The organism is Psychrobacter pacificensis, assembly GCF_900101915.1.
GTDB lineage: Bacteria > Pseudomonadota > Gammaproteobacteria > Pseudomonadales > Moraxellaceae > Psychrobacter > Psychrobacter pacificensis.
Genome location: NZ_FNAL01000021.1, coordinates 1 through 14,136, shown reverse-complemented (window position 1 = coordinate 14,136; position 14,136 = coordinate 1). Strand labels below are relative to the sequence as shown.

9 protein-coding genes and 1 tRNA gene are annotated in these 14,136 nt (G+C 43.5%); all 10 read right to left on the bottom strand.

Annotated elements, in window-relative coordinates; all coding sequences use genetic code 11:
• Positions 1 to 165: 165 nt before the first annotated feature.
• Positions 166 to 4,383 carry a DNA-directed RNA polymerase subunit beta' gene (gene rpoC / locus BLR43_RS11000; RefSeq protein WP_093071064.1) on the bottom strand — a complete coding sequence of 1,406 codons (4,218 nt, stop codon included), beginning with the start codon at positions 4,381 to 4,383 and terminating at the stop codon, positions 166 to 168.
• 151 nt (positions 4,384 to 4,534) lie between these two features.
• Positions 4,535 to 8,653, bottom strand: coding sequence for a DNA-directed RNA polymerase subunit beta (gene rpoB / locus BLR43_RS10995; RefSeq protein ID WP_093071061.1), 4,119 nt, complete (start codon positions 8,651 to 8,653; stop codon positions 4,535 to 4,537).
• Between the two features lie 762 nt (positions 8,654 to 9,415).
• Positions 9,416 to 9,790: a 50S ribosomal protein L7/L12 gene (gene rplL / locus BLR43_RS10990; RefSeq protein WP_093071059.1), complete on the bottom strand. Its 375-nt coding sequence runs from the start codon at positions 9,788 to 9,790 to the stop codon at positions 9,416 to 9,418.
• Positions 9,791 to 9,910: 120 nt separating this feature from the next.
• On the bottom strand, positions 9,911 to 10,438 hold the full coding sequence (gene rplJ, locus BLR43_RS10985; protein ID WP_071002922.1) for a 50S ribosomal protein L10: 528 nt from the start codon (positions 10,436 to 10,438) through the stop codon (positions 9,911 to 9,913).
• Positions 10,439 to 10,912: 474 nt separating this feature from the next.
• Positions 10,913 to 11,614, bottom strand: a complete 702-nt coding sequence (gene rplA / locus BLR43_RS10980) for a 50S ribosomal protein L1 (RefSeq protein ID WP_071002921.1) — start codon at positions 11,612 to 11,614, stop codon at positions 10,913 to 10,915.
• Complete coding sequence (rplK, locus tag BLR43_RS10975; RefSeq protein WP_071002920.1) at positions 11,614 to 12,045, bottom strand: 50S ribosomal protein L11; 432 nt, start codon at positions 12,043 to 12,045, stop codon at positions 11,614 to 11,616. The genes rplA and rplK overlap by 1 nt, the downstream gene beginning before the upstream one ends.
• A 95-nt stretch (positions 12,046 to 12,140) precedes the next feature.
• Positions 12,141 to 12,671 (bottom strand): transcription termination/antitermination protein NusG, encoded by a 531-nt coding sequence (gene nusG, locus BLR43_RS10970; RefSeq protein WP_071002919.1) that lies wholly within the window; start codon positions 12,669 to 12,671, stop codon positions 12,141 to 12,143.
• 69 nt (positions 12,672 to 12,740) lie between these two features.
• A complete protein-coding gene (gene secE, locus BLR43_RS10965) occupies positions 12,741 to 13,226 on the bottom strand; it encodes a preprotein translocase subunit SecE (protein ID WP_093071056.1) in 486 nt (161 codons plus the stop codon).
• A 51-nt stretch (positions 13,227 to 13,277) separates the two neighbouring features.
• Positions 13,278 to 13,353 (bottom strand) — tRNA-Trp (locus BLR43_RS10960).
• Positions 13,354 to 13,722: 369 nt separating this feature from the next.
• Positions 13,723 to 14,136, bottom strand: a 414-nt coding sequence (locus BLR43_RS10955) for an EF-Tu C-terminal domain-related protein (RefSeq protein ID WP_342021342.1), incomplete at its 5' end; no start/stop codon positions are given.

Genomic DNA, 14,136 nt, shown 5'->3' with positions numbered 1-14,136 from the left:
GTGCGACTTATCCTTCTATAGATAGTAAATTGAGGCTTATTTTCCAGTGTACTATTTTTTTAGATAATAGCACCATGCCTTTCTCAGTTTTTATACACACAAAAAAGCCAGCGACTTAGGCTGGCTTTTTCTTAAATTGGGAATGAAACAAAATACTTAATACGATTAATTATTTTGATTTAGCTCTTGAGCAAAGGCCTCATCAAAGCTTGCAAAGTCTTTGCTGTCAGCGCTTGCAGTCATATCAAACGCTGCATTTAGATCACTGTCTTGTAGCTTCTGATCCGCTGTCTCTTTGCGTGCCTTGTGATAAGCAAGACCCGTACCTGCAGGAATCAAGCGACCAACCACCACGTTTTCTTTCAGACCACGTAGCTCATCCACTTTACCAGTCACAGCCGCCGCCGTTAGTACACGGGTTGTTTCTTGGAAAGACGCCGCTGAGATAAAGCTTTCCGTTGCAAGACTTGCCTTAGTGATACCTAATAATTGACGTTCAAACTGTACTGGGAATTTGTCTTCCGCTTCTAGTTTCGCATTCAACGCTTTGATATCTGCATACTCGACCTGATCACCTTTGAAGTGGCTTGAATCGCCGCCGTCAGTGACTTCAACTTTACGCAGCATCTGACGAATAATAACTTCGATGTGCTTATCGTTGATTTTTACACCCTGCAAGCGATAGACGTCCTGTACTTCGTTGACGATATAATCAGCAAGTGCCGTCTGGCCTTTCAAACGCAAGATATCATGCGGGTTTTGTGGACCATCTGCAATAATCTCACCACGTGCTACCGTCTCGTTTTCAAAGACGTTGATTTGACGCCATTTTGGAATCAGCTCTTCATGTACTTCGCCATCTTCATTGGTAATAATGAAGCGGTTCTTACCTTTGGTCTCTTTACCAAAGCTTACGACACCTGTCATTTCTGCCATGATGGCGTGATCTTTTGGACGACGTGCTTCAAATAGATCAGCAACACGTGGTAGACCACCGGTAATATCTTTTGTACCAGAAGAGGCTTGTGGAACACGGCCTAGAATCGAACCTGCTGCTACTTTTTCACCATCGCTCACGCGAATGATCGTTTCAGCTGGTAAGAAGTAAACCACTTCTTTGCCTTCGTCAGTGTTCAAGATAATGGCAGGACGTAGGTCTTTTGCTGAACTTGAACGGTCACGAGTCGCTAGAATCTCAAACGAGCTCATACCAGTGGCATCATCAACCTTAACGGTCGCCGTTGAACCATCAACGATATCACTGAAACGTGCTGTACCAGCAAATTCTGTGATAATTGGATGAGTATGCGGATCCCATTTAGCGATGGTTTGACCGCTTTCAACCTGCTCTTCGTCTTTTACAAGAACGCTTGAACCGTACGGTAATTTATAGCGCTCACGCTCACGGCCAAGCTCATCAGTCAACGCGATTTCAGCTGAACGCGATACGATGACTAAGTGACCATCAGTATGCTGTACCGTTTTCATGTTTTCAAAGTGCGCTTGACCAGCATTACGTACAGAGATGCTGTTGTCCACAGATGCTGAACTCGCGGCCCCGCCCACGTGGAACGTACGCATGGTCAACTGAGTACCTGGCTCACCGATAGACTGAGCGGCCATAACACCAACTGACTCGCCGATATTCACTTTGTGACCACGTGCAAGGTCACGACCATAGCATTGTGAACACACACCATGTTCGATATCACAAGTAATCACCGAACGTACCCAGATATCATCGATTGCGTTGTTATCAAGGACATTAACCCAATACTCATCAATCAAAGTACCAGCTGGAACCAATACTTTATCAGCATCATCGTTATACGTCACATCACGTGCAGTTACACGACCAAGTACTAGCTCGCCTAGCTTCTCAATGATTTCACCACCTTGGATATGTGGCTTCATGAGCAAGCCTTCTTCGGTACCACAGTCTTCGCTGGTCACAACCAAATCTTGCGCCACATCGACCAAGCGACGAGTTAGGTAACCTGAGTTAGCTGTTTTTAGTGCTGTATCCGCTAGACCTTTACGTGCACCGTGAGTTGAGATGAAGTACTGTAGTACGGTCAAACCTTCACGGAAGTTCGCTTTAATTGGTGTCTCAATGATTGAGCCATCTGGTTTCGCCATCAAACCACGCATACCGGCCAACTGACGAATCTGTGCCGCACTACCACGAGCACCAGAATCCGACATGATAAAGATCGAGTTGAATGATTTCTGCTCGTCTTCTTCACCTTGGGCGTTGATAACTTTATCTGTGGCCAAATTATCCATCATCGCCTTAGCGACTTTGTCATTGGTACGTGACCAGATATCAACGACTTTATTATAGCGCTCACCAGCGGTCACAAAGCCTTGCTCAAATTGATCTTCGATTTCGCGAACTTCGCCTTCTGCCACTTCGATGATTTGCTTTTTCAGTGGTGGAATGACCATATCATCGATACCGATAGACACACCAGATAGCGTTGCTTGAGCAAAACCAAGATACATCAATTGGTCAGCAAACATAACGCTTTCTTTGACGCCCACTTTACGGTAGCAAGAGTTGATCAAACGAGAAATATTTTTCTTCGTCATCTCTTGGTTACACTCATCAAACGTCATACCTTTAGGCATGATGTTCCAGATAAGTAGACGACCAGCAACCGTATCTTTGATACTGGTTTCTTTGCTCTCGTTACCGTCTTCGTCAATTTGCGTTTCAGTGACACGCACTTTGATCTTCGCGTTTACATGTAAATCGTTTGAACCAATTGCACGCAAAGCTTCGTTGACGGTCGAAAATATCATGCCTTCGCCTTTGGCATTGATAGACGAGCGACTGATGTAATATAGACCTAGTACAACATCCTGTGAGGGTACGATGATCGGATCACCGTTCGCAGGTGACAAGATGTTGTTAGTAGACATCATCAAGGCACGCGATTCAAGCTGTGCTTCTAGGGTCAATGGCACGTGAACGGCCATTTGGTCACCATCGAAATCGGCGTTGAATGCAGTACAAACAAGCGGATGCAACTGGATTGCTTTACCTTCGATCAATACTGGCTCAAATGCCTGTAAACCCAAACGGTGAAGTGTTGGCGCACGGTTGAGAAGTACTGGATGCTCACGGATAACCATGGCCAGCATATCCCATACTTGTGGCTCTTCACGCTCTACCATCTTTTTGGCAGCTTTAATCGTAGTCGCTAAACCATGAGACAATAGTTTGTTATAAGTAAATGGCTTGAATAATTCTAGAGCCATTTTCTTCGGTAGACCACACTGATGTAAACGTAATGTTGGGCCTACAACGATAACCGAACGACCAGAGTAATCGACACGCTTACCAAGCAAGTTCTGACGGAAACGACCTTGCTTACCTTTGATCATATCAGCCAAAGATTTCAATGGACGCTTGTTACTACCAGTGATGGCACGACCGCGACGACCGTTATCAAGCAACGCATCCACTGACTCTTGCAACATACGTTTTTCGTTACGTACGATGATATCAGGTGCACTCAGCTCAAGCAGACGCTTAAGACGGTTGTTACGGTTGATCACACGGCGATATAGATCGTTTAGATCTGACGTCGCAAAACGACCACCTTCTAGCGGTACTAACGGGCGCAAATCTGGTGGTAGTACTGGCAAGATATTCATTACCATCCACTCAGGCTTGTTATTAGAGTCACGGAATGCTTCTAATAATTTAAGACGCTTAGACATCTTCTTAAGCTTGGTCTCAGAACCTGTTTGTGGAATCGCTTCACGCAGCTCATCAATCTCAAGATCCATATCGATATCTTTCAATAGGTCTTGGACAGCTTCCGCACCCATCTTGGCAGTGAACTCGTCGCCAAACTCTTCAAGTGCTTTGTAATAATCTTCATCATCAAGCAACTGATACTTTTCTAAAGAAGTCAGACCAGGATCAGTCACGATGTAGCTTTCAAAATACAGGACGCGCTCAATATCGCGCAATGTCATGTCTAGCAATAGACCGATGCGGCTTGGTAGTGATTTTAGGAACCAAATGTGCGCCACAGGACTGGCTAGGTCAATATGACCCATGCGGTCACGACGAACTTTCGCAGTGGTGACTTCAACACCACATTTTTCGCAGATAACGCCTTGGAACTTACGGCGCTTATATTTACCACATAGACATTCAAAATCTTTTACTGGGCCAAAGATTTTGGCACAAAAAAGACCATCACGCTCAGGTTTGAACGTGCGATAGTTGATGGTTTCAGGTTTTTTTACTTCGCCATGCGACCATGACTTGATGACGTCAGGTGAGGCTAGAGTAATTTGAATGCTATCAAACTCTGTATTACCGTTGCCGGTAGGGCTTTGCATGATATCGAGTAAATCTTTCAAGTTGCTTCTCCGTTATCTTTATAATCATCTGAAAGCGTACCATTGACGCAGATAAGATGAATGAAGGCAATGAATAGGGTTGAGACAAATCACTAAAAGCAGCAGCCATAATGCATACTGCCTTTAGTGGACAACTAAGTTAAACAACGGGCTAGTTGCTTTGTTTTAACTCAATATTAATACCCAATGATTTGATTTCTTTGGTCAGTACGTTGAACGACTCAGGCATGCCTGGATCCATATACTGCTCACCATCAACGATGTTTTTGTACATACGAGTACGGCCTTCAACGTCATCCGACTTCACCGTTAGCATTTCTTGCAACGTATAAGTCGCGCCGTATGCTTCTAGTGCCCACACTTCCATCTCACCGAAGCGCTGACCACCAAACTGCGCTTTACCGCCGAGTGGCTGCTGCGTGACTAGAGAGTAAGAACCCGTTGAACGCGCATGCATTTTGTCATCAACCAAATGGTTAAGCTTGAGCATGTACATGTAACCCACGGTCACTTTACGGTCAAATTTCTGACCTGTACGACCATCATATAACGTCTGCTGACCATCGCGATCCATACCAGCAAGCTCTAGCAGGTCTTTGACTTGGCTTTCTCTTGCGCCGTCAAATACTGCTGTGCCCATTGGTACACCGCCACGTAAGTTGTCTGCTAGCGCCATGATGTCATCATCACTTAAGCTATCAAGATCAACTTGCTCACCGCCTACTTGGTTATAGATTTTGTCCAAGAAGTCACGTAGCTCTTTGATCGCTGCTTGAGATTTGAGCATACCATCAATCTTCTCGCCCAATCCTTTCGCTGCCATACCCAAATGCGTCTCTAGAACCTGACCAATGTTCATACGAGATGGTACACCAAGTGGGTTCAATACGATGTCAACGGTATTACCATTTTCATCATAAGGCATGTCTTCAACTGGCATGATGCGCGATACCACACCTTTGTTACCATGACGACCAGCCATCTTATCACCAGGCTGAATACGACGCTTAACCGCTAGATATACTTTAACGATTTTTTGTACGCCATGTTGCAAGTCATCACCAGCAGTCAATTTGCGCTTTTTCTCAGCAAACTTCACATCGATGTCTTTTTGCTTATCAACCAAGTAATCAGAGATTTGCGTCAGACGCTCAGAGATTTCTTCTTCTACTGGTTGAATATCAAGCAAGGTCTCAAGGCTCATATCTTTCATATCAGCCAATGCCATAACCGTACCGGCTTTTAGACCAGCACCGCCGCTGACTTTTTGGCCATCTAGTAGAGTACTAATACGACCGCGAGCCGCTTCTTCAAAGATACGTAGCTCTTCTTTCAAATCTTTGCGATAGCTATCAAGCTGCGATTTTTCAATCGCTCTTGCGCGTGCGTCTTTTTCAACGCCATCACGGGTGAAAACCTGTACGTCAATAACCGTACCTTTACTTGAAGTTGGTACGCGTAGTGAAGTGTCTTTCACATCCGCCGCTTTTTCACCAAAGATAGCGCGTAGTAGTTTCTCTTCTGGCGTTAGCTGCGTTTCACCTTTTGGCGTCACTTTACCAACGAGAATATCACCAGCATCAACTTCAGCACCGATATAGACGATACCTGCTTCATCAAGACTTGATAGTGCGGCTTCACCAACGTTTGGAATATCAGCCGTGATCTCTTCTGTACCTAGCTTGGTATCACGAGCCACACAAGTCAATTCTTGGATATGAATCGTAGTGAAACGATCTTCTTTCACGACTTTTTCAGATAGTAAGATTGAATCTTCAAAGTTGTAACCATTCCACGGCATAAATGCGATGCGGATGTTCTGGCCAAGTGCTAGCTCACCAAGATCCGTTGATGGACCATCAGCCAAGATATCACCCAAAGCAATCTCGTCACCTTGGTTAACGATGATACGTTGGTTGATACAAGTGTTTTGGTTAGAGCGCGTGTATTTGATCAAGTTATAGATATCAATACCCGCTTCACCAGCAACCATCTCGTCTTCGTTGACACGAACCACGATACGTGATGCATCAACATCTTCAATTACACCGCCACGCTTAGCGATGACACAAACACCTGAGTCACGAGCAACGTGACGCTCCATACCGGTACCTACCAATGGCTTATCAGCACGTAGGGTAGGAACCGCCTGACGCTGCATGTTCGAGCCCATCAAGGCACGGTTAGCATCATCATGCTCTAGGAACGGAATCAGACCTGCTGCAACCGATACGACCTGACTTGGTGATACATCCATATGCGTCACTTTTTCTGGCGGCATACGAACAAATTCACCATAGTTACGCACACTGACCATCTCGTCAGATAACGCGCCATCCTCAGTCATCGGAGAGTCAGCCTGTGCAATAACAGTACCGACTTCTTCGATTGCTGATAGATATTCAATATCATCAGTCACTTTACCATCAACCACACGGCGATATGGCGTTTCTAAGAAACCAAAGCTGTTGGTTTTAGCAAATGTCGCTAGTGAGTTGATCAGACCAATGTTTGGACCTTCAGGAGTCTCAATAGGACATACACGGCCATAATGCGTATCATGTACGTCACGTACTTCAAAGCCTGCGCGTTCACGAGTTAGACCACCAGGTCCTAACGCTGATACACGGCGCTTATGGGTAACTTCAGACAATGGGTTGTTCTGATCCATAAACTGTGACAACTGGCTTGAGCCAAAGAATTCTTTAACCGCAGCCGCTACTGGCTTAGAGTTAATCAAATCTTGTGGTGACAAGTTGTCTGACTCTGCTGAGCTCAAACGCTCTTTTACGGCACGCTCAACACGTACTAGACCAACACGGAATTGGTTTTCTGCCATCTCGCCCACTGAACGAATACGGCGGTTACCTAGATGGTCAATATCATCGACATCGCCGCGACCGTTACGAATTTCGATAAGTTCTTTTAGAACATTAACGATATCATCGTTGGTCAATACACTGCGTTCGCGCTGTACGTCTGGGTCATCGGTGTTTTCAAATGGCAGACCAAGACGACGGTTGAACTTCATACGGCCGACGTTAGATAAGTCATAACGATCGGCGTTGAAGAACATGCTCTCAAACAGTTTCTCAGCCGTTTCAACCGTTGGTGGCTCACCTGGACGCATAACTTTGTAGATTTCGATCAATGCTTCTTCGCGGGTTGACGTGCTATCAGCACGTAGCGTATCAGCAATATAGCTGCCTTGGTCGATATCGTTAGTGAACAGAATGCTGAACTCTTTGATGGCACCACTGGCTTCAAATGAGTTCAATTTTACCAATAACTCGTGGTCGATTGGCGTGTTCGCTTTAGCGATGATTTCATCATTAACAACGATGTCTTCAGCTAAAATACGCTCATATAGGTATTCATCAGGTACCGCAATTTTCGTCATACCTGCTTCTTCAAGCTGACGGATACGGCGTGCGTTGATACGTTTGCCCTGCTCTACAATAACGTCACCTTCAGGTGATACGATATCAAACTGCGCCATTTCGCCACGTAGACGATCAGCAACTAGATCAATTTCAAACGTCTCTTCAGCTTTATAAACAGCAACTTTATCAAAGAACAAATCTAGAATTTCAGATGTAGTCAGGCCAAGTGCACGTAGAATGATAGAAGCCAATAGCTTACGGCGACGGTCAATACGAGCAAAGACTAAGTCCTTTGCATCAAATTCAAAGTCTAACCATGAACCACGGTAAGGGATGATACGCGCGTTATAAAGCACTTTACCACTTGAATGCGACTTACCTTTATCATGGTCAAAGAACACACCAGGTGAACGATGTAGCTGAGATACGATAACACGCTCAGTACCATTAATAATGAAAGTACCGTTCGCAGTCATCAAAGGTATCTCGCCCATGTAAACGCTTTGCTCACGGATATCTTTGATAGCGGCTTTGCTATCTTTATCTTTGCTATCTTTATCTTTGATGATCAAACGAATTTTGACACGCATCGGCGCCGCGAACGTTGAACCACGTAAGATACACTCACGCTCATCAAATTCAGGCGTACCTAAATAGTACTCAACAAATTGCAACTCCGCGTTACCAGAGTGACTCTCAATTGGGAAAATAGAGGAATACGCAGCTTGCAAACCAGTATTCTCACGAGCTTTTGGCTTTTTATGCTCTTGCAAAAATTGCTCATAAGAATCTACTTGAATAGACAGTAAATAGGGAACGTCCATTACAGTGGGCAATTCAGCAAAACTTTTGCGAATACGCTTTTTTTCAGTATAAGAATATGCCATCGAGAGTCCTTACAGTAAACGTGGAAACAAATTAAAAGCGTGGCCAATATGCATAAATACGATGCACACTTAGCGACGTAAACGATAATATAAAACGGGTTTTCGTGTTCAGTTCATGTCTTTTCTGTCAATTACTACTTTACTCATCAGTGCTTACCTAGCACACTTCACTTAATCTCGTCTTTGCTTGCTAAATTCATGGTAAGTGAATCAATCTATATGACTGTTGCAACCAAAAAATTCAATATTATATAATCTATAATGCATTGCCTATGAGGCTTAATTTACAAATACATTGCTGGAAAATAACGTCTATTAAGATTGCATATAAGCCACTTGCCATCTAGACTGCTTATTACCGAACTATGTTCCCTACACATGCAAACTGTCTATAAGACTTAATATCGACAGTCATGCCACACCAAGTAGGCAACTTATGATCACCAGCTTTTTCAGAATACCGCTTTTTTCAGGATTAATAATTGGGGTAACTATAACTTTAAGAATCAGTATAAACTATAGTGTTGATAGGAAAGCATGCAGACACAAAAAAATGCCAAACATCTACAGACGTTTAGCTGATATTAACTGATTTCAAAAACTGGTATGTGTACTTGCATGTATATCGTCTGTCCTTTTGATGGGTATCCACCGTTAATGCATACGTATGTTGGCAGACACAAAAGGTCAAGCTACGAATTATAATAAAAAAAAGCCGGCAATGCAAGGCATTACCAGCTTTTTTTCTGTACAGTGTTAAACTTATTTTAGTTCAACAGTTGCACCAGCTTCTTCAAGTTTCTTTTTCAACTCTTCAGCTTCAGCTTTAGATGCGCCTTCTTTGATTGGAGCTGGAGCGCCTTCAACCAAATCTTTCGCTTCTTTTAGGCCAAGACCAGTTGCTTCACGTACGGCTTTAATTACGCCAACTTTCTTGTCGCCGAAGCTAGCAAGAACAACGTCAAACTCGTCTTTTTCTTCAGCAGCAGCAGCGCCACCAGCAGCAGCAACAGGTGCAGCAGCAGCAACAGCAGCAGTTACGCCGAATTTTTCTTCCATATCGCTAATTAGCTCAACGATGTCCATTACTGACATTTCAGCGATTGCGTTTAACACATCTTCTTTAGATAGTGCCATGAGAACTCTCCGTTATCTGATAAAAATTAATTGATTTTAATATCGCTTTGATTGATTGCCGAATGTGGCAATAAAATTCAACCAAAATTAGCAATGTTAAAGTTACGTTAAAACAAGCAATTAAGCAGCTTCTTTTGCGTCTTTGATTGCCGCTACAGTGCGAACGAACTTGCCAGGAACAGCGTTCATAGTCTGGACAAGCTTGGTCACTGGTGCGTTCATAGTAGCCATCAAGATAGAGATTGCTTCGTCGCGAGTTGGTAGCTTCGATACGCGCTCTAGCTCTTCTGGACCATAAACTTCACCACCGACTGATACTAATTTGGTCTCTAACGCTTTGTTATCTTTACTGAAGTCGAAAACGACTCTGGCAGCAGATCCTAAATCTTCCATAGAGAAAGCCAAAAGTAGTGGACCAGTCATACGGTCTGACATGCTCTCAAACTTAGTGCCTTCAAAAGCGCGTTTTGCCAGGGTATTTTTTACCACTTTCAAAACGACGCCTTTTTCACGGGCTTGTACGCGAAGCTGAGTAAGCTGTGCAACACCAATACCGTGATATTCGGCAGCTACTGCTGAGTAAGCATTAGCAGCAACTTCAGACACTTCAGCCACAACTTGTTGTTTTTGCTCTAGCGTTAATGCCATAAGTTGACTCCTTTAATCTTATCAATCTGCTTATCATAAAAGCGCTAAAAATCGAAATTTCTGCAAGCTTAAATTTCAAGCTAGGACTGACTTGATACGACACATTACCAGCGGATTCAATTAATAAAAAAAGCATCTACTGGTAACGACTGATTACGGCACCGTTATCAGAATGACGTTGAGTAATAGTTTGAAGATTATATAAATAACCTTACCGCCCTATTCGCTCGTGTCTTAAACTGTATGGGCCACCGTCTGCGTAGGACAACTAAGATTTTCATCTGTCGTCGATTAACAAAAGTGACTCAGTGTCATATTTAACCATTCGAAAATTGTTACTTATGACGCTAAACCACTCTCTACCTACGGTCTTAGACAGCGTAGCAAATACTACGCTGACCTAATTTTTGAATATAGTATGTGCTCATCATTCAAAATACTTGAAGTTCAAGTACTCAAAAATAGAGACTTTAATTATTTTGCAGTACGATAAGGAACAGCGTCAATCGTTAGACCAGGGCCCATCGTGCTAGACAAGGTGATTTTCTTGATGAAAGTACCTTTAGAAGTAGCAGGCTTAGCACGCTTTAAATCAGAAAGAATCGCTTGCGCGTTTTGCTCGATTTGCTCAGCAGTGAAACCAACTTGGCCGATAGTTGCATGGATAATACCAGCTTTATCAACACGGTACTGAGCCTGACCCGCTTTCGCATTAGTCACAGCTTCAGCAACGTTTGGCGTTACCGTACCAACTTTAGGGTTAGGCATTAGACCACGTGGACCTAGGATCGTACCCAATTGACCAACAACACGCATAGCATCAGGAGCTGCGATCACAACATCAAAGTCCATGTTACCGGCTTTGATTTCTTCTGCTAGGTCTTCAAAACCAACGATGTCCGCACCAGCTTCTTTAGCGGCTTCAGCAGCAGCGCCTTGAGCAAATACAGCAACGCGTTTAGTTTTACCAGTACCAGCAGGTAGATTGGTTGCACCGCGAACGACTTGGTCAGATTTACGTGGGTCAACGCCCAAGTTTACTGCAATATCGATAGACTCTTTGAATTTTAGCGCTGGCAAATCGTTTAGGATTTGAACGGCTTCTTCTAGCGTGTATTGTTTTTCGTTATCAACACGGCTTTGAATTTCTTTTTGACGTTTGGTTAGCTTAGACATTATACACCCTCCACGGTAATACCCATTGAACGTGCAGTACCAGCGATGGTACGGACAGCAGCGTCAAGATCAGCAGCCGTTAAATCTGCATTCTTAGTCTTAACGATTTCTTCTAGTTGTGCACGGTCCACTTTGCCGACTTTAGCAGTGTTCGGTGTACCTGAACCTTTAGCGATGCCAGCAGCTTTACGTAGTAAGTACGCAGCTGGTGGTGACTTCATGATGAAGGTAAAAGATTTATCGTTATATACTGTGATCTCAGTTGGGATCGGTAGACCTGGCTCCTGGCCTGAGGTCGCAGCGTTAAATTCTTTACAGAACGCCATGATGTTCACGCCTTTTTGACCCAAAGCTGGACCAATCGGTGGTGAAGGATTTGCTTTGCCTGCAGGCACTTGCAGTTTGATGTAACCATCAATCTTCTTAGCCATGATACTCTCCTAAATGGGTGATAGCGCCAAATCAACGTGATACGACATATAACTGGTTGACTAACAGCTCCCCGGTTGATGAACTTTTTGCTGATTTAGTCTAGTTTTTCAACTTTACTAAACTCAAGCTCAACCTGCGTAGGTCGATTAAATACGTTTACCGTTAAATGTAGTTTAGACTTCTCATAATCCACTTTTTCTACTAACCCTTTAAAGTCAGTAAATGGACCATCGATAACCAATAACTCTTCGCCTGGCTCAAATAGAGTCTTAGGACGTGGGTCAGTTTCAGTCTGGTTCAAACGGTTTAAAATGCGATCAGCTTCTACTTGCGTAATCGGTGCAGGCATCTCAGGCGTACCACCGACGAAGCCCATAATACGAGGGCAATCTTTTACGATGTGCCAAGTATTATCGTTCATCTCCATCTGGATCAATACATAACCTGGAAAGAATTTACGCTCGCTCTTACGCTTTTTGCCGTCTTTCATTTCGACGACTTCTTCAGTAGGAACCAGTACATCACCGAATGACTCAGCAAAGTCACTACGGTTAATACGATCAGTTAACGAACGTTGTACTTGTTTTTCATATCCTGAAAACGCTTGGACAATATACCAACGCATATCACGCTCCTGATCATTATGAATAAGTCGTTATAAGTAAATCTCGTTAATAGTCACTAATACATGCTATTAACCGATAAAGATACCAACGAACCAATTAAAGAAATTATCTAATAACCAAATAAAAAACCCAACAATTCCGATCACGACAATGACTTGCCATGTGTATTGAAAGGTTTCGTCTTTACCTGGCCATGTCACTCGGCGAAGCTCAACACCTGCGTCTCTTAATAATATTTTAAAAGCACGACCTTGATGCGTCAGCGCCAAGCAAATTAATGCAAATACAACAAGTGCAACAATAATACCAATACGTACCCAGACATCGTTGGCAGGTTGCCAATAGCCTGGTAAATATTGATTAACGAGAGTCGCACCGATCAAAACAATTGCGGCAAGTAGCCACAAAATCAAATCTTTGATTGAGCCAGTCTTAGCAACTTCAACAGCAGAAGTACCGCTCGCTGAGATGTGCTTATTTTTAGACAGCATTCCACCAGCAACCGCCTTGGCATCAGATAACTTAGTCTCGAGGTTATCTTGATTATTGCTCATAAAGAACTCGCTTCGGAGATGATGGGGTACAACAAAGATGAGATAAGAAGATGGCAGGCGATGTAGGACTCGAACCTACAACCCTCGGTTTTGGAGACCGATGCTCTACCAATTGAGCCAATCGCCTATGGATGTAAAGGACAGCATTATACAATATCCAGCATAGAATGCAAGCCTTTGGCGGTAAAATTGTTAATTTTTACCTGATATTACATCTATCAAAAGTCACTATATTAATTATAGGCTTTCTCGTTATGGTTTAGATTAACCATACACGTTAAATGCAGCGCTAATATAGCAAGCTATGCGGCAAATTACAATACAGTGTATTATAAATAAATAGCCAGTATCAAAAGTCACTCCATCAAAAGAACCATTTTACCAAATCTTAGATCTAATGCTGCAAATACCCCTATTTACCTCCAAAAAAAAAGCCATCCTAGATAGGATGGCTTTTTTATGACTAATTCATAATCTCATTACTGAGACTTAAGTCTTAGTTCAATACGTTAGCAACAACACCAGCGCCTACAGTACGGCCACCTTCACGAATAGCGAAGCGTAGACCTTTGTCCATAGCAATTGGGTGGATAAGCTCTACGCCCATCTCAACGTTATCACCAGGCATGACCATTTCAGTACCGTCTTGTAATTGGATTGCGCCAGTTACGTCAGTGGTACGGAAGTAGAACTGTGGACGATAGCCGTTTAGGAATGGTGTGTGACGACCACCCTCTTCTTTTGACAGTACATATACTTCTGCGTCAAATTTGGTGTGAGGCGTGATTGAACCTGGCTTCGCTAGTACTTGGCCACGTTGTACGTCTTCACGCTTAGTACCACGTAGTAGTACGCCACAGTTTTCGCCAGCACGACCTTCGTCAAGCATTTTACGGAACATCTCTACACC

Coding starts and splice junctions, on each gene's coding strand:
- rplL (WP_093071059.1), bottom strand. CDS start 9,790: ATGGCACTATCTAAAGAAGATGTGTTAAACGCAATCGCTGAAATGTCA.
- rplJ (WP_071002922.1), bottom strand. CDS start 10,438: ATGGCATTAACGCTAGAGCAAAAACAACAAGTTGTGGCTGAAGTGTCT.
- rpoB (WP_093071061.1), bottom strand. CDS start 8,653: ATGGCATATTCTTATACTGAAAAAAAGCGTATTCGCAAAAGTTTTGCT.
- rplA (WP_071002921.1), bottom strand. CDS start 11,614: ATGTCTAAGCTAACCAAACGTCAAAAAGAAATTCAAAGCCGTGTTGAT.
- secE (WP_093071056.1), bottom strand. CDS start 13,226: ATGAGCAATAATCAAGATAACCTCGAGACTAAGTTATCTGATGCCAAG.
- rplK (WP_071002920.1), bottom strand. CDS start 12,045: ATGGCTAAGAAGATTGATGGTTACATCAAACTGCAAGTGCCTGCAGGC.
- nusG (WP_071002919.1), bottom strand. CDS start 12,671: ATGCGTTGGTATATTGTCCAAGCGTTTTCAGGATATGAAAAACAAGTA.